The 22,449-nt window shown below is 72.5% G+C and carries 16 protein-coding genes; 3 read left to right on the top strand and 13 right to left on the bottom strand.

The window, feature by feature from the left end; all coding sequences use genetic code 11:
- Positions 1-111: 111 nt before the first annotated feature.
- From ACESMR_RS18705 to ACESMR_RS18680, 6 genes are all read right to left on the bottom strand, one after another.
- A complete protein-coding gene (locus tag ACESMR_RS18705; RefSeq protein WP_373048632.1) occupies positions 112-1,062 on the bottom strand; it encodes a hypothetical protein in 951 nt (316 codons plus the stop codon).
- Between the two features lie 185 nt (positions 1,063-1,247).
- A complete protein-coding gene (locus tag ACESMR_RS18700; RefSeq protein ID WP_373048631.1) occupies positions 1,248-2,156 on the bottom strand; it encodes a hypothetical protein in 909 nt (302 codons plus the stop codon).
- Positions 2,153-3,664, bottom strand: a complete 1,512-nt coding sequence (locus tag ACESMR_RS18695; protein ID WP_373048630.1) for a caspase domain-containing protein — start codon at positions 3,662-3,664, stop codon at positions 2,153-2,155. The genes ACESMR_RS18700 and ACESMR_RS18695 overlap by 4 nt, the downstream gene beginning before the upstream one ends.
- Positions 3,661-4,428: a hypothetical protein gene (locus ACESMR_RS18690; RefSeq protein WP_373048629.1), complete on the bottom strand. Its 768-nt coding sequence runs from the start codon at positions 4,426-4,428 to the stop codon at positions 3,661-3,663. The genes ACESMR_RS18695 and ACESMR_RS18690 overlap by 4 nt, the downstream gene beginning before the upstream one ends.
- On the bottom strand, positions 4,425-4,922 hold the full coding sequence (locus ACESMR_RS18685) for an RNA polymerase sigma factor (protein ID WP_373048628.1): 498 nt from the start codon (positions 4,920-4,922) through the stop codon (positions 4,425-4,427). Before ACESMR_RS18685 ends, ACESMR_RS18690 begins: the two co-directional genes overlap by 4 nt.
- Positions 4,923-5,008: 86 nt before the next feature.
- Complete coding sequence (locus ACESMR_RS18680; RefSeq protein ID WP_373048627.1) at positions 5,009-7,033, bottom strand: AAA family ATPase; 2,025 nt, start codon at positions 7,031-7,033, stop codon at positions 5,009-5,011.
- 106 nt (positions 7,034-7,139) lie between these two features.
- Between ACESMR_RS18680 and ACESMR_RS18675 the strand changes: the two genes are divergently transcribed.
- Together ACESMR_RS18675 and ACESMR_RS18670 are read left to right on the top strand one after the other, a co-directional pair.
- Positions 7,140-8,261 (top strand): hypothetical protein, encoded by a 1,122-nt coding sequence (locus ACESMR_RS18675; RefSeq protein ID WP_373048626.1) that lies wholly within the window; start codon positions 7,140-7,142, stop codon positions 8,259-8,261.
- 86 nt (positions 8,262-8,347) lie between these two features.
- Positions 8,348-8,938, top strand: a complete 591-nt coding sequence (locus ACESMR_RS18670; RefSeq protein ID WP_373048625.1) for a hypothetical protein — start codon at positions 8,348-8,350, stop codon at positions 8,936-8,938.
- A gap of 74 nt (positions 8,939-9,012) precedes the next feature.
- On the opposite strand, the gene ACESMR_RS18665 is transcribed toward ACESMR_RS18670, so the two are convergent.
- From ACESMR_RS18665 to ACESMR_RS18635, 7 genes are all read right to left on the bottom strand, one after another.
- Entirely contained in the window at positions 9,013-9,408 is a 396-nt protein-coding gene (locus ACESMR_RS18665; RefSeq protein ID WP_373048624.1) for a nuclear transport factor 2 family protein, read from the bottom strand.
- Positions 9,409-9,439: 31 nt separating this feature from the next.
- On the bottom strand, positions 9,440-10,069 hold the full coding sequence (locus tag ACESMR_RS18660) for a hypothetical protein (protein WP_373048623.1): 630 nt from the start codon (positions 10,067-10,069) through the stop codon (positions 9,440-9,442).
- Positions 10,070-10,149: 80 nt separating this feature from the next.
- Positions 10,150-11,040, bottom strand: a complete 891-nt coding sequence (locus ACESMR_RS18655) for a hypothetical protein (RefSeq protein WP_373048622.1) — start codon at positions 11,038-11,040, stop codon at positions 10,150-10,152.
- 28 nt (positions 11,041-11,068) lie between these two features.
- Complete coding sequence (locus tag ACESMR_RS18650) at positions 11,069-13,090, bottom strand: choice-of-anchor D domain-containing protein (protein WP_373048621.1); 2,022 nt, start codon at positions 13,088-13,090, stop codon at positions 11,069-11,071.
- A 73-nt stretch (positions 13,091-13,163) separates the two neighbouring features.
- Positions 13,164-14,321 (bottom strand): hypothetical protein, encoded by a 1,158-nt coding sequence (locus ACESMR_RS18645; RefSeq protein WP_373048620.1) that lies wholly within the window; start codon positions 14,319-14,321, stop codon positions 13,164-13,166.
- 89 nt (positions 14,322-14,410) lie between these two features.
- Positions 14,411-16,576, bottom strand: coding sequence for a DUF4215 domain-containing protein (locus ACESMR_RS18640; protein ID WP_373048619.1), 2,166 nt, complete (start codon positions 16,574-16,576; stop codon positions 14,411-14,413).
- Between the two features lie 14 nt (positions 16,577-16,590).
- A complete protein-coding gene (locus tag ACESMR_RS18635) occupies positions 16,591-19,584 on the bottom strand; it encodes a choice-of-anchor D domain-containing protein (protein ID WP_373048618.1) in 2,994 nt (997 codons plus the stop codon).
- 173 nt (positions 19,585-19,757) lie between these two features.
- Here ACESMR_RS18635 and ACESMR_RS18630 point away from each other — a divergent pair, with 173 nt between their 5' ends.
- Positions 19,758-22,448 (top strand): sigma 54-interacting transcriptional regulator, encoded by a 2,691-nt coding sequence (locus tag ACESMR_RS18630; RefSeq protein WP_373048617.1) that lies wholly within the window; start codon positions 19,758-19,760, stop codon positions 22,446-22,448.
- Position 22,449: the final 1 nt, after the last annotated feature.

Genomic DNA, 22,449 nt, shown 5'->3' with positions numbered 1-22,449 from the left:
ATTCTGGCCGGAAGGCCCACCTGCCGCCAAGGGGGGCGGTGCAGGAAAGCTGCACCTGCGATGCCGAAGGGCCTCCGCCGCCGGATGACGGCGGAGGCCCACCTCAGCCGATCATTCGGCGGCGTCGGTGTAGCACTCGTCGTAGGCGCTGCAGCCGCCGATGCACTGGTAGACGGCGTCCGCCTCGGCGGAGCAGTGGGTCTCGATGCAGCTGCCGGTCGGATCCCGATCACAACCGTTGGTGGTCATGCAGCTCTCGAACGCTGCGGTCTGCACGTCGCAGCCTGCCGAGCAGGTGCTGAACGCACGGTCCATGCAGGCCGCGCAGGCCTCGCTCCCCGGGTCGTCGCCACAGACGCCGCCCATGCCGGGGATCTCGCCGCTGCACTCGAGCTCGTCGAGGGGCAGGTCGGCCTCCGAGACGTCGGAGGTCGGGGTGAAGGTCCAGAGCACCACCGGCGTGCTGAAGGGGACGATGGCTGCAGGCCCGAAGCTGCAGATGTCGTACTCGGCGAGGAGGAGCTGGCCGGCGACGACCTCCTGCGGGTTGGAGACAATCTGGCCCAGGGCGGCCTGGTTGTAGATCGTGTCGACGTAGAGGAGCTGGTGCTCCCAGCTGACGCCGAAGACGCGGTCGGGGGCGTCGACGCCGGTATCGTGGAGCGCGACGGCGCCGTCGCCGTTCACGTCCTCGAAGGCGAAGACGCTGCCGAAGGCGAGCCGCAGGTCGGCGTTGCCGTCGTAGTCCACGTCCCAATCCTCGAGCATCGCCGCCGGCGGGTTGGAGAAGACCGGGAGGGAGAACGACGAGGGGTCGTTCCCCGGCAGCGCCGCGACCTCGGTGGCGAAGACCGGCTGCTGGTTCGGATCGTCGAAGCGGGCCCACACCAGGGCCACGCTCGGGTTCTGCAGCCGGGTGCCGTTGCCCACGCTGCCCCGCACTTCACCCTGGAGCTCCGCCACCGGCTCGCCGGACGGCTGGGTCCCATCGTTTTCGCTGCCGCACGCTGCCAGCGCCATCGCCCCCAGCGCCGCCATCGTCTTCCATGCAAACGACTTCATCTGTGCAACCCTCCCTCGGCGCAACCTTGCGCCGTCTGTGTTGCACTGCTTGGACACGCGGCCTCGAAAAGCGGGCAAGCGGTCCCGCGCAAAACGATCGCGGCCGCCCGCACGAGCGAAAGCCCCCTGCGCGACGAATCGCACAGGGGGCTTCGAGGGGTCCAGGCTGCTGGTACGTCAGCAAGTCAGTCGCCGAGTCCCTCGCAGATTGCGCCCATGCCGCAGGTTCCCGTCTGGCAGCTCGTCCACGCCCGGAACACCTCGCCGCAGTGTTCATCCACACAGGCGTCGTAGTCCTCCATGTCCCAGCCGCAATGCTCGGAGGTGCAGGTGAAGAAGGCAGCGTCCTCGTCCTGGCATTCGCGCGCTGCGCATTCGTACTGCAACTCGCCGAAAGCGCAGAGCGGTGCGCTCGGGTCGACGCAATATTCGCAGCTGATGGGTTCCGATCCCTCTTCCTCCTCCCAGGACGAAGGCCAGCGACTCGATGGCGGAAAGAGCCGGATCGACATCGCGGTATCGGCGGGGAGCACGTCGAAGAGATGGCTGCACCCCTGGTACCGGCCGAGACGGAAGCCGCTCGGGAGCCGCCCGCCTCCGAAGACCCAGGACGAGCACGCCGGCTCGATCTGCCCCGCCCCGTAGAGCAGCGGTTCCCAGAGATTTACGCCGAACATCAGGTCCGGTGGCTCGATACCGATCCGACCGGCGCTGTCGAGTTGCTGCTCGACGGCGAACTTCCCATCGCCGTTCACGTCGTCCACGACGATCGCGAGCCCGACCGCATAACGAGCCCCGCCGAGCTCGATGAAGGCATCGGCGGGCGGCGGCTCGAAGAGACTGGTGGTGAAGTCTCCGGGGAACCGTGCCTCGGTGATCGGCGAGAGGGAGGTCACCGCGTTGAACTCCCAGCTCATCGGATCGATCCACACCACGCCGAGATGCGGCCGCAGGATCTTCGAGGTGCCTGCATCGCCGATGATCTGCCCGCGGAGCTCGATCAGCGGCTCACCGGCGTAATCGCCGCTGGCGAGCGGGTCGCCACAGGCGGCGAGCGCGAGCGCAAGCAGCGCGGAAACACGGATCGCTTTCACAGGAAGCTCCCGATGCCGGCGCCGGCGCGCCAGCTCACCGGCGTCTCGCCGGGCAGGAAGTAGGTGAGGAGCGCGCCGTCGCCGCGCAGGAAGAAGGAGCCGCCCAGCGGCACCTCCAGCGCCAGCACCGGCCCGACGTCGGCGCCCCAGGTGCCGCGGTCCGGCGTCTGCGCCTCGTGGAAGCGCTGGTCGAAGCGATCGATCCCCGCCTCCACGCCGACGCCCACGGTGGCGAGGCCGAAGTCGAAGGCGCGCAGGCCCGCCATCGAGAGGCGCAGCTCCCGGGTGTCGATCTCCAGCCGCTCGCTGCGCGTGCTCGAGGTGCCGTAGCCGAAGCGCGTCTCCACGGTGAGGAAGGGCACGTCGAGGCGGAAGCCCACGCCGCCGTAGGTGCTCGTGCCCAGATCGAAGATCGCGCCGCGCACGCCGCCGTGGGCGAAGGTGCTCCACGCCGCCCCGCGATCGGTGCCGCCCTTGCGCACCACCTGCGCGTAGTCGATGCGGCGCAGGCTCTCGAGCTTCAGGGTCGTGGAGGTCGCCTGCTTCACCCGGACCTCGCCCTGCATCAGGTGGTCGCGGGCGCGTTTCGTCACGAAATAGGAGCCGGGTCGCAGCGCGAGCCTGGCGCCGCGGGCCTCGGTGGTCACCTCGGCGACGACGGCGCCGTGTTGCCCGCCCTGGCTCACCAGGTAGGAACCTGCTTCCGGGAAAGTGAGCAGCCCCACCGCCCTGTCGGCGTGGGCGGGCCTGGTGAGCACCAGGTCGTCGCGCCCGCCGAGATCGAAGCGGTAGGTCGGGTGCTGCGGCCCCGCCACGGTGGAGGCTGAGGCGACCAGGGTGCGCTCGGAGGCGTAGGAGAAGGCCTCCGCCAGCGTGACCTTGCCGTCGCCGTCGTGGTCCGCGGCGCCGAGGAGCGCGGAGGCGAGGTAGTGGGTGAAAATCGAGGCGCCGTACTCGTCGGACTCCTGCGAATCCTCACCGGCGGCGCTCGAGGTGAGGATCGCCACACCCTCCGCCGCGGAGGCCTTGTCGAAGGCGATCTGGAAACCGGGCGCAGCGTGGCCGCCCTTGATCCGGGTGATGGCGCCGGAGCGGCAGGCGTCGATCACCAGCACCCGCTGCTTCGCCGGTGAGCCCGAGACGAGCTCCTTGAGCTCGCTCATGTCGAAGCGGCTGCCGGCGAGGTGGAGCGCATCGGCGCTGCCGTGGCCCGAGTAGTAGACGAAGAGGAGCGCCTCGCCGCGCTCGGCGCGGACGCGGGCGTTCAGGCCGATGAGCGCGCGCCGCACGTTCTCCGCGTCCACCTGGGTGAGGAGGAGCACGTCGGAGGCCTCGAAGCCGCCGACGTCGCGGAGGATGCGGGCCATGCGCTCCGCGTCGGACTCGGCGTAGCGGAGGCGGACCTCGTTGGGCTCGCCGGCGTTGGCGCCGATCACCAGGGCGAAGCGACGCGCCGCCGAAGCGGGCAGCGCGGCGAAGACGAGGAGCAGGAGGACGACGAGTCTCATCGACGCTCCACCTTCCGGATCAGCACCGAGGACTGCCTGCAATCCGGCACCGCGAGATCGACCACCGCCGCCGGATCCCCGCCTGCAGCGGCGAGGGCGCGCTTACCGGCGTCGACGAGCTTCTCGGTGGCGACGGGGCCGTCGCAGAAGACCGCGACGATCCGCTCGGCGCCCAGGGTCTCGTCGAGGACGATGCTGCCCGGCAGCACCTGCTCGCCGGCGGGAAGCGAGGCCCCCTGCACGTAGGGCGTGACCACCTGCGCGCTGTCGACGCCGACGATCGCCACCCAGGCCTCCTCGGGCGCGCTCACCTCGAAGCGGATCGCGTCGCCGGGCGCCAGCGGATCGCCGGGGAGCACCCGCTCCACGTTGCCGTCCTGGGTGCGGGCGATGAGCTCCAGGGCGCCGCCGCCCTTGCTGCGGTAGCCCATCTCCTCGTTCTTCGGGAGCACCACCACCAGCACCACCGCCGCAGCGGCAGCCACCGCGCCCATGATCGAGGCGAAGGGGATCCGCCGTGCGGGCGCCTTCGCCTTGCGGGCGGCCTGCGCCGCGAGGCCCTGCACGAAGATCTCCTCGTCGAAGCGCTCGGCGTCCGCCTCGAAGGAAGCCTTCCTGCCAGCGCACCGGCTGCAGGTGGCGAGGTGCGCCTGCACCTGCATGCCCTCCGGCGTCTCCTCGAGCTCCCCTGCGAGGAAGCGATCGAGGGTGAGATCGGAAACGCAGCCCTCATCCTTGCCGATCACGAAGTCCTCGACATTCACGACGCCACCTCCAACCTGGGCTCTGCAGCAGCACGAGCCACCTTCCGGAACTCATCGAGTCGATTGCCCACGGTGCGACGCGAGGTCTTCACCAGCTGGGCGATCTCGTCGTGGCTCATCTGGTCCACGTAGTAATAGACCGCGATCTCGCGGAGCTCGTCGGGCACCTGCCGCAGGATCGCGGCGAGGGTGACCTTCTGCTCGGCGGTGGCCGGACGGACCGGCTCCTCGTCGACGACGTAGTTCTCGGCGAGGAGCTCGGCCCTGCGGCCTTCGTCCCGGATCCGGTTGAGACAGAGGTTGGTGGTGATCCGGTAGATCCACGTCATCGGCGACGCGTCTCCCCGAAAAGCCCCACCCTCCTGGATCGCCTGGATGAAGACCTCCTGCATCACGTCGCGGGCGGCCTGCTCGTCACGCAGGATCGCCCGGGCGCGGCGCAGGACCGCCGGGCCGTATTTCCGATAGAGCGCTTCGATCGCGGTAGCGTTCATTCATCCTCTTGGACACGCCACGCCGAAGAACCGGCAAAGTGGAGGGATTCCGGGAGGATACACGATCGCCTGCACAGACCGGAAGATCAGGTCACGAAGCGCAGCGCCGCAGGATCGACCCCCTCGCGGCGGAGCTTCTCCGCCTGCACGGGGTGCAGGCTGCCGTCGCGCTTCACCACCCGGTGCTCGTAGACCTCGTGGCCGCGGCGCTTCGCCTCGAGGAGCAGGGGGAAGACGTCCTTCGCCCGGCCCGGATCCCCGGCCCACCGGGCTAGGGTCCCGAAGGTGGCCACCGAGCCTCTGGGGATGTTGCAGGTGAGGCGGGCGAGGTTGGCCGGGGTGAAGGGGTTCGCCGCAGCTGCCCGCGGCGCCGGCACGCCGGCCACGGGCCCGAGGACCTTCGCCCCTGCGAGGAGCCTGCCGAAGGCGGCCCGGGAGACGGGATCGGGGTTGGCCTCGGAGGCGGCCCGCTCCGCCCACGGCTTCGTCGCCAGCACCAGCGCCAGGTAGCGGCCGCGGGTGAGGGCCACGTTGAGGCGCCGGGCCGAGAGGGTCCAGCCGAGGTCCCGGCCCGGCCCGGTGGGCGTGGGCAAAGGCTCGCCGGTGGCGTAGAGGCAGACGGAGGCGGTGGTCCCCTGGAGCCGCTCCACCGTCTCGGCGGTGATCCGCCGGGCCAGCGCCGGATCCCGGAAGAAGGCCTCCTGGAGGCGGGCGACGTGATCGCGCCGGGGCGTGGCCACCGCGTAGGTGAGCGCCCTGCCGCTGTGGGGATCGACGCCGCCGAGGTGGCCATCGAGCGCCGCGAGCAGCGCCGCTGCGAGGCGGGCCTCCTCCTCCGGCGTGCCGCCGTGCAGGACCAGCTGCGCCCCTGCATCCGGCGCCACGGCTGCGGCGAAGGGCCAGCCTGCGAGCGGCAGGAAGCGATCGGCGTTTCCACCTGCAGCGGCTGGCACCGCCTCCATCCTGCCGCCGTAGAAGGCCCGGGAGGCGAAGGCCGCGAGCGGTGCGTTCATGCGGCGGGTCTCGCGGATCGCGTAGCCCGCCCCCGCACGTTCGGCGACCCAGCGCAATCCGTCCGCTGCCGGATGGTCGACCGCTTCCTCGGCACGGGCCACCGGCGGCAGCTGCTGCGGATCGCCCACCACGATCGCCTCGTCGGCGAGCCCCACCGCAGCGAGGATCGAGGGGAGCGCGAGCTGCGAGGCTTCGTCAACGATCACCACGTCCCACCCGCCGGGCGGCTCGCGGCGCCAGCTCGCCGCCACCTTGGCGGCGGTGACGAGCAGCGTGTTCTTGCGGAGCCCCTCGCCCCGGGGCAGATCCGCCCGGTGCCTGCAGCCGCGGGGCACCGCCTCGGGGAAACGCTCGCGGTAGAGCGGCGCCGGATCGCCGCGGCCCTTCGCCGCGAGCATCGCCTCCGCCACCTGCTGCAGCGCCCGGTGGGTGAAGGCCACCACCAGCACCGACTGCCCCTTGCGCTGCCGCCGCAGGGCGAGCTCGGCGATGAGCCAGGTCTTGCCGGAGCCCGGCGGCCCCTGCACCACGTGCACGCCCTTGCGCGGCGTGGCCAGCGCGGAGAGCACCTCCGCCTGCGGGAGCCACTGCGGGGCGAAGGGCTTCGGATGCGCCCCGGCGAGGGCCGCCACCGCGCTGCTCCGGCCCATCTTGCCGGCGGCGTCGACCAGCGCCTCGTGGGGCTCGAGGTGCGGGGCGGGGTCGAGGACGAGCACCCGCTCGCCTGCCTCCACCTCGAGGTTGCCGACGAGCTGGAGCTTCTCCTTCTCCCGCCGCCTGCAGCGCAGGGGGCCCTTCGCCATCCGGCCCTTCGCCGCCTTCGCCAGCTCGGCCAGGGTCTCCCCCTTGCCGGCGGGCACCACCCGGAGGTGATCGCCGTCCCGCACCCGGGCGGGCCCCGCGAGCTTCAGGTCGACCTCACCGCCTTCGCAGCGGAGCACCTCGGCCCAGGCCGCGTCGCCGCCTGCGACGAGCTCCGCCACCGACCGGGCGTGGAGCACCCGCTCCGCCTTCCGCTCCGCCTCGATCTCGGCCTCGAGGTAGGTCGACAACAGCCCTTCGAGTCCCGCCTTGCGCCCCACTGCCAGCTCCTCCACCGGACGTACGTGGGCGTCTGTAGCCCAGGCAGGCGATCGATGCGAGGGGGTCGCTGCCCCTGCCGGGCGGCAGCGCCCAGCGCCGAGCCGATGCATGGTGCCGTGCATGAGGCATCTGGCATGGCTCGCCCTCCTGCTCCTTCCCCTCCCCGCCCTGGCGGCGGAGCTGCTCGGCGGCGATCAGGTCTTCGTCCCGGCGGACCGGGTGATCGACGACGACCTCTACGTGGCGGGGGGCCAGGTGCGGATCGCCGGCACGATCAAGGGCGATCTCGTCGTCGCCGGCGGCGAGGTGATCGTCGAAGGCACGGTCGAGGGCGATCTGCTCGCTGCAGCGGGAACGCTCGAGGTCCGTGGGCAGGTCGGCCGCACCATCCGGGCCGCCTCCAGCGAGCTCAACCTCCACGCACCCGTTGGCGCCGACGTGGTGGTCGCCGCCAACGAGATCGACCTCGCCCCCGCGGCGCGGATCGGCAGGGATCTCCTCGCTGCTGCGAGCGAGATCCGGCTCGCCGCCCCGGTGGCGCGGCGGGCCTGGCTCGCTGCCGGCGAGGCGAGCCTCGGCGGCGACATCGGCGGCGACGTGAAGGCGACGGTGGCCGAGCTCGAGGTGGGCCCCGTCTCCATCGCCGGCGATCTCGTCGTCCCCGAGGACGCGGAGGCACGCATCTCCCCCGACGCCCGGATCGAGGGCGAGGTGATCCGCAGCGAGCCGGTGGCGAAGGAGCCGGGGCCCGTCGCCGTCGCCTTCTTCCTCCTCCGCGTCCTGGTGGGCATGTGGGTGCTCGGCGCGCTCTTCACCCTCGCGGCGCCGCGGTGGAGCGAGCGCGCCGCAGCGCTGCAGCTCGAGCGCCCGGGCAAGACCGCCCTCACCGGCATCGGTGCGCTCCTCCTCGCGCCGCTCGCTGCAGCGCTCGTCTTCGGCCTCGGCCTCCTCGTCGGCGGGTGGTGGATCGGCCTCATCCTCTTGGCCCTCTACCTGATCGCCCTCGCCCTCGCGGTGCCGCTGGCAGCCCGGGCGATCGGCAGGTGGATCGCCGGGCGGACGGGCAGGCAGGCGTGGGCCTGGCCGATCCGGCTGCTCGTCGGCCTGCTCGTCCTCGTCGTGCTCTTCGCCGTTCCGGTCCTCGGCGGGCTGGTCGCCCTGATCGCCGTCCTCTTCGGCCTCGGGGGCCTGATCCTCGGGTGTCGCCGGCGGGAGGCGGTGCCTGCTGCCCCGCTCGGATAGCGACCCGTTCGGCAGGCCATCGGGAAGCGACGTCCTCACGTTGTGGGAATCCGGCGCTGCGGCGCACCACATCGGAGGAGACTCACATGGGACGGAAATGGATGGGCGTCGTGGCGGCGGCAGCGGTTCTGGTCGCCGGGAGCGCCGGCGCGGTGGAGCAGCAGGCGAAGCCGGGCCAGCAGCCCCAGGCCCAGCAGAAGTCGCCGGATCAGCAGGCGCCGACGGCGCCGCAGGGGAGCGAGGCCGAGCAGCAGGAACCCCTCGAGCCGATCCTCGTGCAGGGCTTCGTCAAAAGCGTCGGCAAGGAGCAGATGACCCTCACCGCCCCTGGGGCGCCGGTGGATCTGCCCTTGAGCCTCCACGAGGAGACCCGCTTCATCCAGGGCGAGAAGGACGTGAAGCAGGCCGACGTGAAGGAGGGCCAGCTGGTGCGGGCGGCGCTTCTGCCCATGGGTGACGACCTGGTGGCGCTGGTGGTCGAGGTGGTGCCAGAGGAGCCGCAGGCTGCCCCCGGCCAGGAGCAGCCTTCCGCCCCCGGCGGTGAGGGGGGCCTGCAGGGCGAGGAGCCGCCGAGCGAGCCGGCGCCGATCACGCCGAGCCCCTCGCGCCCCTCGCCGGCGGAGCCGACGCCGAGCGCGCCCTCGGCGCCGGAGAGCGGCGACACCACCGAGCTCTGATCGAATCCCGATGCAGGATCGAGGGCGGCCCAGCCACCGGTGGCGGGCCGCTCTCGTGCGCTGCGACGCTGGCGTTACGCGTGCCTGCCGTAGAGCTGGTGCCCGAGGTGCCGCGGGTCGAAATAGGCGTGGAAGCGCTTCACCCGATCGCCGTCGAACTCGAGGATGCTCACCCCGTCGTAGGCGAAGGTGCTGCCGTCCGGCGAGGTCCCCTCGGCGCGCCACTCCAGCGCGACGCGGCCCTCCGACTCGATTCGGTTGCGGAAGTTCGAGCGGATCTCGCTGAAGCTCCCGCGGTACTCCCGCCAGAAGCGCCGGACGTCGTCCCGTCCGCGGAAGAGGTGGTGCGAAGCGGCGTTGCTCAAGGTGCAGTCGTCCGAAAAGATCTCGACCAGCGGCTCGACGTCGCCCTGCCCTTCCAGCCGGTGCAACGCCTCGATGAACCGCTGTGCCACGTCCCTCGTCGCCATCCGGATCCCCCTGCGCCGCGCCTGCGGCGTTTCAGAATTGCGCCCCGAAGAGCGCGCTGAAGATCAGCCGGTCGGCGCCACGGGCGCTCACCGGCACCAGGTCGTTGTCGAAGACGAAATTCCACGCAGCGCGGGCGCCCACCATCAGGTGCGCCTCGCCGGGATCCTCGTCCTCCGCGCTGGAGAAGTGGTAGTCGAGCCCGAGGGCGATGGGCAGCAGCAGCAGCGTGTCGTCGGCGACCGCGCTGCGCACGTTGGCCTCCTCCACCACGTCGACCGCGGTGATGCCGAAGCCTGCCAGCGCGTAGGGCTCGAAGCGCTCCAGCCTGGGGCTGAATTTGAGCGCGGCCTGCCCGCCGTTCTCGAAGACCGAGAGATCCACGGGCGAGTCGATCGAGACCGTCTCGTAGAGGGCACCCTGGTAGGAGAGCTCGAACGCCCAGAGGTGCCAGGGCTCGATGCTCACCACCACGCCGTAGGCGAGGCCCGTCCCGAGGAAATCACTGGCGGCGCCGGGGTAGACCAGCACCCCGACCAGCGCCTGTGCCTCGACACCGCGATCCTCGCGCTGGTACCAGGGCTCGACGGTGGGCACCTGCGCCACCGCCTCGAGAGGGGTCGCCGCCAGGGCCGCCAGGATCGGAAAGAGAGCGCGCCGCACCACTGCCTCCTGCTCCCCGGAGGGTAGGCAGGCGGCAGCGGTTGATCAGCCGCCAGTCGGGGGCGTCCGCCGGGCCGGCGTCAGGGCGCCTGCATCGTGGTGGCGTAGACGTGGTCCTCGTCGTTGACGAAGGGACCGGGCACCACGCGGATCCCGTCGGCGCAGCCCACGGCGATGACGCTGCCCTGCGGCTCGCCGCTGGTGTCGCGCCTGCCGCCGAAGAAGGCGAGCTCGGCGAGGAGCGGCGTCGACTCGTCATTCACGGGGATGGAGCGGGCCTGTGCGGGGATCTGCTCGTTGGGCGTGGGCACGTCACCGGTCGAGCGGCGCAGGACGTTCCAGCTGCCGTCGTAGCGATCGGGCGCCGCGAGGATCGTCTCGCAGTCGAGAAGCTCGCCGGTGTTGGTGATCGGGTGGTAGACGCGGATCGCGTACGACTTGATGCTCGACACCGGCATCGTCACCGGGTTGCTCTGGCCGAAGACCTTGATCTCGCCACGCTCGATCGTGCCGCCGCCGCCGCGCACACCGGCGTCTACGCACCCGTCGAGGGTGCAGATCTCGTCGATGTCGCCCTCGACGTCGAACTCGCAATCGGGGACCTGCGCGCAGACGGGCTCCGGCGTGCTGCCACCGGCGCCACCGCTGCCTGCGGAACCGCCCGCTCCACCGGCGCCGCCGCTGCCGCCGGCGCCCGCCGTGCCGCCGGTGCCGCCCACGCCGCCGCTACCGCCGACGCCGCCGGTACCGCCCGCACCGCCGCCGGTGCCACCGGTGCCGCTCTCGCATGCACACGCGGACCAGCTGCCATCGGTGCAGCTCCGCGTCCCGGTGCTGCCGTCCGTGCAGGTGCAGCTCTCGGTGCCGACACAGGGCTGCTGGCCCGCAGGCTCATCGGCGGGCTCGCTTCCGCAAGCGGCAAACCCCAGCAGCAATCCACCGGCGACGAGGCCGATCCCGAACACGCGCATCGATGTCCCTCCCGAAGGGAAGGGAGAATCACCGCAGCTCGCCTGCTTGTCCAGCTACAGCCCTGAATCCGCACTGTTGCTTGTAGGTAATGGTGAGAACTTCTCCGCCATGGGGCCGGTGGCCCCGGTGGAAGACCACCGAGGGAACGAAGTTGGCCTCGAAGCTCCACACCGGCGTGCCGTCCTCCGCCTGCGGCTCGATCTCCTCGCCGTCGAGGGCCACCGCGATCTCGCCGGAGGACCAGCGGATCTGCCCGTCACCGTCGGTGTCCGCGGGCCAGGCCGAGAGGTTCCAGGTGGAGGGCACCGGCGCCACCGGCGGCGGCGTCGGCCGATCGAGCGTGGCGGCGCAGAGCGGCCACGTGCTCCCGCCGAAGCGCGCCGCCACCTCGGTGGCGGGATCCGCGACGGCGTCCTCGCACCAATCGGGAAGCAGCGTCCAGGTCTGCACCGAGACGTCCTCGAGGGCCCGCGCGCTCGGCCGCAGGCTGGCGAAGCGGTCCCCCCAGGTCGCGGCAGCATCCGGGGAGACGTCGCCGCTGGCGCCGACGAAAAAGACGAGGAGGTAGGAGCCGTCCCGGAGGAAGCCCGCGTTGCCGTCGTTCGGCTCCGGGTGCACGGGATCGTCGGCCATCTCCGCCAGCTCGTCGAGGGCACGCCAGGCGTTGGCGAGGCCGGTGGCGGCGGCGGGATCCTGGCAGCTCTCCTGCGCGAGCAGCGCCGCGAGGGACGCAGGCGCATCGGGCGTCTCCCGCTCGATGATCCGCGGCCCGCTACCGTCGAACGGGAGCAGCCTGCCGTCGGCGGCGTTCTCGCAGCCGGGGGCGCTGGACGAGGAGACGGTGGTGACGCCGATGTGGAAATCGTGGCCGTCGAGACGCTCGAGGATCCGGTCGGCGAGGGTCGCGAGTTTGCCTCGGTGGGGCGCCATCGCGGTGGTGTCGTCCACCACCACCAGCACGTCGATAGCCTGCGGCACCATCGGCAGGAACGTCTCGATCCGCGTCTCCATGTCGGCTTCCGACACTTCGAGGCCAAGGGGCACCTCGAGAAGGAAGCCCTCGTCGAAGGAGAGCTGCAACGTCCCCTCGTAGCGCCCCGGCGACCCGGCCCAGGCGACGATGCGCGCCTCCTCCGTGCCCCCTGCTTCGAGGACGGTCCCCTGCTCCGGCAGGCGGCTGGCACCAAAGGCGAAGCTCTCCTGCTGGAGGGCGAAGAATCCGACCGTGAGGTCGTGGCCGCAATCGTTGCGGATGCTGAGCACGCGCTCCTGCCCCGCGTCGCAGAGCGACTGGGTGTCGAATTCGATCGCCTCCGGTTCGACCGAGACGCAGTTGACGATGCCGCTGCCGCGCAGCTCGACCTGGTGGGCGCTGCCGGCGATCCGCAACTCGAGCGTCCCGGTGGTCGGATCCGCGTCCGCCGGCGTGAACTCCACCGGCACCGAGAGCTTCGCCCCGGGCAGGAGGGTGCTCGGCGGGAGGGAGACGGCGAAAGGCGCGCCGCTCACCTCCGCCGCCTCGAGGGCGCAGAGCCCCTCCCCGACGTTCTCCACGGTGACGTGCCGCACCCAGGTGCGCTCAGCCTGCAGCGCGCCAAAATCGAGGGTGGAGGGGGAGACCGCGGCCCTGCAGGCCACGCCCTCGGCCCGCAGGCGCAGGTCGATCCTGCCGCCCTCCCAGGCGAGCCGCGCCACCGCCTCGCTCCGCCCCTCGGCGGCGACGTCGGCGAAGAAGGTCAGCTCGAGGCTCTCGCCAGCCTCCACCGTGGCGGGGGCGACGAGGTCGGCGGAGAAGAGGCCGGTGAGCCGCGGCGGCTCCACCACCACCGCCTTCCTGCCGGCGTTGCGGAGGACGAGGGTCCTGCTGCGCCTGGTGCCCAGGGTGACCCTGCCGAACTCGACGAGGGCGTCGAGGCCGTCGTCGGGCAGGGCGCCGGAGACCAGCTCCAGCCTCCCGGCGCCGCTCCCTGCGGTCCCGCCCTTCTCCCCGTCGCTGCCGGAGCAGGCGGCGAGGACGAAAACGAGGATGGCGACGACGAGCTGCTGCATCTCCCCTCCGAAGCGCCGGCGCTGCCGGCGGTCGGCCCCATCCTGCCCCAGCGGCGGCGGGGGGGACAGTCCCTCACGCGGTAGCGGGGAGGGGCAGCGGCTCGGGGCGGAGGGCGGCAGCGAGGAAGGCGACGCCGGCGAGGGCAATGCCGGCGCCGCCGGCGGTGGCGAGCCAGAGGCCCGGCAGCGCGAGGGCGCCGAGGCCGACGATGCCCCCGCCGGCCAGGGCCAGGCCCGCGCCCATGGTGGCGAGGCCCAGGTTGTGGAGGGAGGTGGCGAGGGCAGCGACCCTGCCCCTGGCGGCGAGGAGGAGCATCGCCAGCCCGAGGCTGACGAAGCCGACCAGCAGCACGTGGAGGTAGAGGATGGCGAGGTGCCGGGACTGGAGCGCCGCCTCGGCGAGGCCCAGGGCGCCGGCCCCTTCCATCGCCGCCTGGAGGCCGAACCAGAAGGCGAGCCAGCGGGTCCTGGGCGAGGCGCGCCAGAGGTTGAAGCAGCCGATCGCTGCCGGGACGAGGAGTGCCAGCGCGGCGATCTTCGCCACCAGGCCGAGCACGCCCTCGCCGCCACCGGGGACGCCCAGCGGGAAGGTGAGCCAGGCGAAGGGGATGGTGAGGCGGAGCTGGAGGCGGAGCAGCCGCTCGTCGAGGCGGATGTCGATCCGCGGCCCCAGCCAGGCGAGGAGCCCGAAGATCGAGAGGACGAAGAACCAGGCGAAGTCGTGGAGGAAGGCGAAGACCGCGAGCTTGCCCGGCAGCGGATCGGAGATGCCGAGGGCGAGGATCACCACCCGGGCCCACGCGCCGGCGGTGGCGAGGAGGACGTAGAACATGCCGGCGCGGAGGAAGGCGAGATCGATCCCCTGCTGCCCACGGGCCCTGCGCCAGAAGACGACCACCGCAGCGGCCCAGACGAGGAGGGCGATGGTGGAGACGACGATGCCGGGGAGCGCGTAGCCGGAGTGGAGGAAGGCGACGAAGGTCGCCGCCGAGACGACGGCGATGGCGTGGAGGATGCCACCGGCGAGGCGGTCGCTGGCGCCGACGCGGCGGAAGGCGAGGGCGAAGATCCCGAGGCCCACCCAGCCGAAGTAGAGCGTGTGCGAGTGGGCGTGGACCGCGTTGCCGAAGTCGATCCCGGCGAAGGGCGCCACGAAGAAGAAGCGCAGCGCCAGCCCGAGCGCCAGGGCGACTACGTAGAAGACGAAGGGAGCGACGAGAAAGCGCATCATGGGACCCGAAGGTCCTCTAACACCGGCCGCGCCCCACGCAACCCGCCCCGACGCGGGCGGGCCCCCGGGGGAGCCCGCCCACATGCTGCTCAGTTGCAGGGTCCGCCAGCAGGCGGGCAGGTGAAGCCCGCCTCGACGGCGCAGCTGGCGCTGCACCCGTCGCCGTCGCTGGAGTTCCCGTCGTCGCAGGCCTCGCTCCCGGTGCCCACGCCGTCGCCGCAGAGATGGGCCTCGGTGGTGACCGCCACGGTCCACGGCCCGATGTGGTGGGCGTTGGAGAAGGGGGTGGCGACCAGGACCAGGGTCTCGCCGGCGCCGACGCGCACCCGCTCCACCTGGCTCTGCCCGGTGCCCATGTAGTCGTCGTTGCCGGCGAGGCAGCCGCTGGTGGGCAGCGTGGGATCGAAGGGAGCGAGGTGGGCGAAGAGGTAGCCGTCGCCGTTGCTCCAGGTCGCGGTGGCGGTGATCGGCAGCGCCTCGGTGCCGCCGTTGCTCACGGTGATCAGGTCGTAGGGGTAGTCGGCGACATTGCCGACGTCGGTGCAGTCGAAGTTGGGGCGGGCCCAGATCGGATCGCCCGCGTCGATCGAGCCGGCGAAGGTGAGGTTGCCGCCCACCGGTGCGAGCTCCAGGGTGCAGGTCGAGGTGCAGCCGTCGCCGCTGGTGGTGTTGCCGTCGTCGCAGCTCTCCGTCCCGTCGACGTTGCCGTCGCCGCAGACGATCGGATGGCAGGACTGGCCCGGGAGGCAGCCCCAGCCCGGCTCCACCACGCAGCTGCTGGAGCAGCCATCGAGGTCGGCGGTGTTCGCGTCGTCGCAGGCCTCGCTGCCATCGACGAATCCGTCGCCGCAGGTGATCACCCGGCAGGCGCCGCCTTCCGGCGGGCAGGCGTGGCCCGCCTCGATCCAGAAGCAGTCGGCGCTGCAGCCGTCGCCGTCCGTCTCGTTGCCGTCGTCGCAATTCTCGCCGCGGCCCACGGTGCCGTCCCCGCAGACCACCTCGTGGCAGGACGAGCCCGGGGTCGGACATTCCCAACCCGGCTCCAGCGAGCAGAAGGTGTTGCAGCCGTCGGCGCCGAAGAAGTTGCCGTCGTCGCACTGCTCGGCGTACTCGAGCACGCCGTTGCCGCAGACGGGACGGGAGACGGTAAGGGTGAAGGGGCCCGACTGGCCGCCGCCGCGGGCATCGGCGCCGTCGACCACGACGTAGACCGTGTCGCCTGCGGCGAGGGTGACCTGGAGGTTCTCGCCGCCGCCGGGGCCGTACCAGTCGGTGCAGCCGGCGGCCGATGCGGCGGGACCGCAGCCGTTGCTCCAGATGTAGAGGACCGCGTCGAAGTCCGGGGCGACGAGATCGAAGACGTAGTTGCCCGCGTCCGCAGCGGTGAAGGCCGCCACCAGGTCGTTGTCCATCGGCGAGCTGCAGAAGGCGTTGTCGTAGTCGGCGCCGGCGCTGCTGGTGTCGGCGCTCCAGCTCCAAGTCAGCGTGGCCGGGTCGAAGGCCTGGGGCCCGATGATCCAGGGCGCGTCGCAGTCGTCGCCTTCGAAGCGGCAGTCGGGGCTGCAGCCGTCGCCGCCCTCGACGTTGCCGTCGTCGCAACCTTCCTTGCCCTCGACCACGCCGTCGCCGCAGATCACCGCGTCGCTGCAGTCGGCGGAGCAGGCGTCGCCGTCCTCCCGGTTGCCGTCGTCGCAGATCTCGCCCGCATCGACGAGGCCGTCACCGCAGCTCTCGCTGCCGAGGCAGTCGGCCCTGCAGCCGTCGCCTGGGTCGGTGTTTCCGTCGTCGCAGGCTTCGCCGGGATCGACGAAGCCGTTGCCGCAGATCTCGATCCGGCTGCAATCCGCGCTGCAGCCGTCTCCGGCGACGACGTTGCCGTCGTCGCACGCCTCGCCGGGATCGACGAAGCCGTCGCCACACGCGGCCTCGAGCTCGCAGCTGCTCGAGCAGCCGTCGCCGTCGTCGGTGTTGCCGTCGTCGCAGGCCTCGCCGCGCTCGCGCACGTCGTTGCCGCAGACCGCCTCGGCGCCGCCCGCACCGCCCTGGCCCCCGGCGCCGCCCTCGCCTGCCGTGCCGCCGGCCCCGCCGACGCCACCGGCACCGCCGGAGCCACCCGTGCCACCGGCACCGCCGCTGCCACCGACGCCGCCGCTCCCCCCGCTGCCGCCATGCGCCTGCTCCACCCCCGGCTCCTCCGCGCCACACGCCGCCACCAGTACCGCCGCGGCAATCGCCGCCCACCGCATCCGCATCATCGCTTTCCCCTCCTTCACAGGCAGGCCATCCGGTACTGCACTTCGACCAGGTCACCTGGCTCCGGCCGGGCCTGCGGCAGGAAGACCACCTGGTTGCGTTCCACGTCGTAGGACCAGCGCGCCTGCGGCACGACGGTGCCGCCCACCCGCACGTCGAGCTCGGCCTCGTCGATGGTCCCGTCGCCGTTCTCGTCGGCGGGCAGCCCGCGCAACGGAAAGCGGTCGCGGGTGGCGAAGGCGCCGGTGCCGATCGCCTGGAGCGTCGAGACCCAGTCGCTGGTGCAGATGTCCTGGGCCACGCCGCCGGCGCGCCGCACCACGTCGAGGTAGCGGGTGCCGATGGCGGCGACCTGATCGCAGCCCTCGACCATGCCGACGATCGCGTGGGCAGAGACTCGCGACGGGTCGAAATCCTTGAGGCCGAGGAGCAGCTGGAAGAAGGCGCCGCCCGCGCCTACCGAGTGGTCGTCGTCGTCGGAGACGAAGATCACCGAGAGCGACGCCTCCTCGCGGAGGAAGCCGAGGTTGCCGTCGTTCGGGTGCACGTGGCGCGGATCGTCGGCGTTGTCGATCACCGGCGACGAGAGCGCCCGGGTGGCGGCCTCGAGGCCCATCTCCGAGCCGTGGCAGGTTCCGACCTGGGTGTTGAACGCGTAGTGCGCCGCGAGGTCGGGCGTCGAGGGCGTGAGGATCCGCGGGTGCGAGTTGTCGACGGGATAGAGCCTGCCGTCCTCGCCGCCGTCCACGCCGCCGGGGCAGCCGCCGCCTTCGCTGGCGAGGCCGGTGGTGGTGACGCCGATCTGGAAGTCGGTGCCCTGGGTCTGCGCCCAGTCGAGCAGCGCGGGCAGGTTGTCGGCGAGGGCCTGCTGCTCGCCAGCCATCGAACCCGAGTTGTCGATCACGAGGAGCACGTCGACGGCGTTGTCGTTCTCCTGGATCCAGCTGTCGATCTGGTCGGCGTCGTGGGCCGCATGGCCAACGAGCGGCAGGGTGAAGGCGGTGGCGCTCTCGTCGGTGCGAACCCGGAGCAGGTGCTCGAACGTGCCTTCCGCCTGCGGCGCGAAGTTCGCGGTCAGCCGCAGCACGTCGCCGGCGAGGAGCTGCGCCGGCAGCGCAGCCTGCGCGACGGTGAAGGGCGTGCCGGCGTCGAGCGCGACCGACTCGACGGTGACGGCGCCGGGGCAGGCGTTGACGAGCTGCACCTCCCGTGCGACCGAGCTGCAGCCCGGCGTGAGCGTGCCGAAGTCGAGGCGCTCGGGGACCATGCGCAGGCAACCCTCCATGCCGGCGCCGCGGAGCGGCACGCTGCGGTTCGGCTGCGCCGGGTCGGAGGCGACCAGATCGAGGCTGCCCTCCACGGCGCTGCGTCCCGCGGTGAAGCGGACCGGAAGGAGGAGGCGCTCGCCGCTTTCCAGCGTGATCGCGTCGCGCGGATCGCCGTCGAGGGCGAAGCCCTCGCCCTGCACCGCCACGTCGCGGAGCAGGCAGGGGCCGCGGCCGACGTTGTGGAGCACGGTCCGCAGCGTCGCCTCGCTGCCAGGCGGACGCAGGCCGAAGTCGAGGGCAACGGGATCGATCTGGAGGCTGCAGGGGAGCAGGTCGAGCGCCTCGCCGGTGATCGGCACCGCCAGCGTCCGGGGCTCGTTGGTCTCGATCTGCAGCTCGCCTGCGTCGATCCCCTCGTCGAAGGGCGACCAGGTGATCGCCACGGTGAAGGCGGCGCCCACGGGATAGCCGGCGGGATCGATGCCGCCGACGACCGCTGCGGTGAAGGGCTCGGTGCTCGTTCCCACCGAGCGCACGTGGAGGTCGTCCTCCTCGGTGCCCGGCACCGCGACGCCGACGTTGCTGCAGAGGAGGTGGCGGACCAGCGGCACGTCGATGGCGCTCTTGCCGAAGTCGACGGCGCCGGGGTTGCAGGCGAGGACCGGCCCGCCGGCGAAACCGCGGAGGCAGACCTCGACCTCCGGGTTGCGGGGATCGTCGGTCCCGATGCGCAGGGTGCCGTCGCGCCTGCCCAGCTCGCTAGGCGCGAAGCGGACGGTGATCGGCTGCTCGTTCTCCGCAGCGGCGGTGTCGGGATCGTCCGCCGGGATCGTGAAGGGCGCAGTGGCGCCGACGATGGCGTAATCGGCGGCGGCGAGCGCGAGGGAGTCGATCGCGAGGGGCGCGCTGCCGAGGTTCCGGAGCAGGAGCGCCTGCTCCACCACCGCGTCCGGGGCGACGAAGCCGAAATCGATGCAGCCCTGCGGCTCCAGCGCGAACGCGGCCTGGTTGCCGGTCATCGCCAGGGAGAGATGCGCCGTGGTGCTGGCGCCGTCGAGGATGGCGAGCGTCGCCTCGTGGCGGCCGAGGCGCTGCGGCACGCCGAGGACGACGAAGCTGCCGCTGGCGCCGGGGGCGAGCAGGAGCGGATCCTCCTCGAAGCTCCGTTCGTGATCGAAGGCGCCGGCGTCCGGCCCTTCGGGTGTCTGGACGTGGAGACGCGCCTCGACGGTCGAGTGGTTGGTGCAGGTGACGGTGCGCTCGACGCGCTCGCCGACCACCGCGTTGCCGAGGTCGACGACGCGGGGCTCGCAGGCCACTGCGGCGGCGACGCCCTCGCCGCGGAAGAGGAGCTCGAAGCTCCCGCCGTTCGACACCAGTTGGCGGCGGGCCTGCACCGGGCCCGGGCGCAGCGGCGCGAAGCCGACCTGCAGCTCCACCTCCCCGCCGATGGGCAGCGCCGCAGGAAGCTGCTTCGCGGAGAAGGGCGCCTCGAGCGCGAAGGGCTGCAGCTCGAGGGGCGCGGTCCCCTCGTTGCGGAGCCGGACGATGCGCTCGCCGGTGCGGCCCACCGCCACGGCGCCGAGATCGACGAGCAGTTCCGTACCCGCTGGCGTCGCCCCGCCTGTGACGACGAGCTTCGGCGCGAGGCCGGTGGTGGGGCGGTCGCCGCACGAGCAGGCGTTGACCACTGCGGAGAGGAGCAGCAGGAGCGCCAGGAGGCGCGAGCGGGTATCGAGCATGTGCGGCAGCTGGCAAGGGATGGGCCAGTGCCAGCGCCGCCCCTTTTGGTCGAGCACCAGGCCGTCGTAGCTACGCGCGGTGGGGATTTGCTCCCCATCTCCCCCTCAGCGAACCGTGGAGGTAGATACGCGCCGCCCCTCTGCGCCAGAATCGCCGCCGATTGGGGGGATTGATGGACTTTGGACCTGACGAGATCCGCCGGCTGCGGGGCAAGCGCAGCAGGCCCCGCTTTGCCGCGCTGCTGGGCGTTTCGCCCAACACCGTCTACCGCTGGGAGCTGCCCGCCGGCAGCCCGCACCACCTGCGCCCCTCGAGCGGCGCGGTGGAGGCGCTGCTCCGCGTCGCCGGCGCCGAGGAGGAGGCGGCTCCCGCTCCCGCCACGGCCTTCGAGCCGGGTCCCGCCCTCCGCGCAGCCTGGGAGGCGGTGCAGGGCGCCCGCTACGAGGAGGCGCATCGGCTCCTGGGCGGCGCCACCGACGATCCCCTCGCCGCCGCCCTCCTCGCCAGGGCGCGGCTCCTGGGCGCAGGCCAGGCGGAGGGCGCCCTCGCCACCCTCGCGCCGTGGATCGATCCCGCCAGCCGCGAGGTGCTGCCGCTGCAGGTCCGCGCGCCGCTCACCCTCTGGCTCGGCGCCGCCCTCGGCTGGTGCGACGGCGCCTCCCACGACAGGGCCCGCTCCCTCGCCCTGCTCCACGCCGCGCGATCGGAATTCTCCCGGCTCGACGACGGCGCGGGGCTCTTCTGGGCGGAGCTCTGCATTGGCCTGCTCCACTTCAATCTGATCGAGCTCGACGAGGCCCGCCGCCACCTCGGCGCCAGCCTCACCCAGCACCTCGGCAACGAGAGCGGCGCCATCGCGATCTGGCGCCACGAGGCAGCCGGACACCTCGCCCGCCTCGAGGGCGATTTCCGCCGCTCGGCCCTCGAGCACGGCAAGGCGCTCCACGTCGCGGGCAGGCTGGCCGACGCCTACGGCACCGCCCGGGCGCTCTCGTACATCTGCGAGCGGCGCGTCGAGGCGGGGGATCCCGTCCGCGAGGCGATCGCCGCAGGCGAGGAGGCGCTGGGGCTCTTCGCCGCCCTCGGCGACCCCCTCGAGCACGCGCAGGTCTCCCTGCTCCGCGGCCTCGGCGAGTGCTGGCTCGGCACGGGGCATTTCGACGAGATCCGCAGCGTGCTCGGCGGCGCCGTTTCGCGCCTCGAGGCGGCGGGCGCCTCGCCCTATACCGTGCGCGAGATCCTCGGCCGCTCCGCCTTCCGGCAGGGCCTGCTCGGCGAGGCGCGGGAGCACCTCGCCGCGATCCGCTCCTTCGGCGGCTCGATGGGACGCCACTTCGGCCTCGCCCTCGCCGATCAGCTCGAGGCGGAGATCCTCACCGCGGAGGGCGCGCCGCACGCAGCGGCGCAGGCCTGGACCAGGGCCCGTGGCAGCGCAGACCTCATCGGCAGCATCGGGCTCGGCGGCGACGCGGAGATCGGGCGAACCGAGGCGCTCCTCGCCGCGGCGGATCTCGAAGGGGCTCGCGGCGCCCTCGCTGCAGCGGAGCGCACGCTGGCGCAGGTCCGCTCGCCCTATCTCCACGCCCGCCTCGACAGGGCCCGGGCGCGGCTGCTCCACGCCGAGGGGCGCCATGCAGCGGCCCGTGCGCAGCTCGCCCTCGCCCGCGATGCCCTCGAGCGCTGCGGCGATCCCTTCGAGGCGCGGCGCTCCGACGAGCTCCTCGCCTCCTGGCCGGAAGCTGCGGAGGACGGCGCCACCAGCCTCCCCGGCACCACCGTGGAGCGGATCGCCGCCGCCTCGAGCGGCGGCGCGGCGCAGGTCCTCGCCGAGCTCGCCGCCAGCCTCTCGGAGGCGCTCCCCGGCGCCGGCGTCGGGATCTTCAACCTCGCCGGCGAGAGCCTGGCCCACGCGGGCAAGGTCGCGGTGCAGCCGCCGCTGGGCGGCGTGCCCTTCGGCGACAGGCTCGGCCACCGCTACCAGCTCGGCATCGAGGGGGCGCCGCCGCCGGTGTGGCTGCGCTCGCTCCTCGCCGTCGCCGAGCTCGCCCTCGAGGCGGCGCAGCTCCGCGAGGGCGCGAGCGTGGCGCCGCGGCCGGTGGGCGCCGACGATCCGTTCGCGGCGATCGTGAGCGGGAGCGGCGCGATGCGCGAGCTCCTCGAGCGCATCCGCAAGCTGCGCACCTCGAGCGTGAGCGTACTCGTGCAGGGCGAGAGCGGCGTCGGCAAGGAGCTCATCGCCCGGGCGATCCACGAGGTGAGCGGGCGCACCGGCAAGCTGGTCAGCGTCAATTGCGCTGCGGTGCCGGCGCCGATCTTCGAGGCGCAGCTCTTCGGCCACAAGCGCGGCACCTTCACCGGCGCCGATCGCGACGCGCCGGGTTTCGTGCGCACGGCCGAGGGTGGCACGCTCTTCCTCGACGAGGTGGGCGAGCTGCCGATGGCGCTACAGCCCAAGCTGCTGCGCTTCCTCCAGGAGGGCGAGATCCATCCGGTGGGGGCCGAAGCGCCGATCCGCGTCGACGTTCGGGTGATCTCCGCCACCAACCGCAACCTCGAGGAGCTGGTGCGGCAGGGCCGCTTTCGCGAGGATCTCTACTACCGCATCCACGTGGTGCCGATCCTCGTGCCGCCGCTGCGGGAGCGGCTCGAGGACGTGCCGCTGCTCGCGTCGCATTTCCTCCGGCAGCTCTGCGGCCCCGCCGCCCCGCGGATCGCCGAGGACGCGCTCGCGGCGCTCATCCACCACCCCTGGCCCGGCAACGTGCGGCAGCTCCGCAACGAGCTCGAGCGGATCGTGGCGCTGCACGGGGTGCCCGAGGTGATCGGCAGGGAGATGCTCACGCCGCAGCTCCTTGGCGCTTGAA

It is taken from the genome of Vulgatibacter sp. (assembly GCF_041687135.1).
Taxonomy (GTDB): Bacteria; Myxococcota; Myxococcia; order Myxococcales; family Vulgatibacteraceae; genus JAWLCN01.
This window is presented reverse-complemented; position numbering and strand designations above follow the sequence as displayed.

Coding starts and splice junctions, on each gene's coding strand:
- ACESMR_RS18635 (WP_373048618.1), bottom strand. CDS start 19,584: ATGCTCGATACCCGCTCGCGCCTCCTGGCGCTCCTGCTGCTCCTCTCC.
- ACESMR_RS18705 (WP_373048632.1), bottom strand. CDS start 1,062: ATGAAGTCGTTTGCATGGAAGACGATGGCGGCGCTGGGGGCGATGGCG.
- ACESMR_RS18675 (WP_373048626.1), top strand. CDS start 7,140: ATGAGGCATCTGGCATGGCTCGCCCTCCTGCTCCTTCCCCTCCCCGCC.
- ACESMR_RS18695 (WP_373048630.1), bottom strand. CDS start 3,664: ATGAGACTCGTCGTCCTCCTGCTCCTCGTCTTCGCCGCGCTGCCCGCT.
- ACESMR_RS18630 (WP_373048617.1), top strand. CDS start 19,758: ATGGACTTTGGACCTGACGAGATCCGCCGGCTGCGGGGCAAGCGCAGC.
- ACESMR_RS18685 (WP_373048628.1), bottom strand. CDS start 4,922: ATGAACGCTACCGCGATCGAAGCGCTCTATCGGAAATACGGCCCGGCG.
- ACESMR_RS18645 (WP_373048620.1), bottom strand. CDS start 14,321: ATGATGCGCTTTCTCGTCGCTCCCTTCGTCTTCTACGTAGTCGCCCTG.
- ACESMR_RS18665 (WP_373048624.1), bottom strand. CDS start 9,408: ATGGCGACGAGGGACGTGGCACAGCGGTTCATCGAGGCGTTGCACCGG.
- ACESMR_RS18670 (WP_373048625.1), top strand. CDS start 8,348: ATGGGACGGAAATGGATGGGCGTCGTGGCGGCGGCAGCGGTTCTGGTC.
- ACESMR_RS18655 (WP_373048622.1), bottom strand. CDS start 11,040: ATGCGCGTGTTCGGGATCGGCCTCGTCGCCGGTGGATTGCTGCTGGGG.
- ACESMR_RS18640 (WP_373048619.1), bottom strand. CDS start 16,576: ATGATGCGGATGCGGTGGGCGGCGATTGCCGCGGCGGTACTGGTGGCG.
- ACESMR_RS18650 (WP_373048621.1), bottom strand. CDS start 13,090: ATGCAGCAGCTCGTCGTCGCCATCCTCGTTTTCGTCCTCGCCGCCTGC.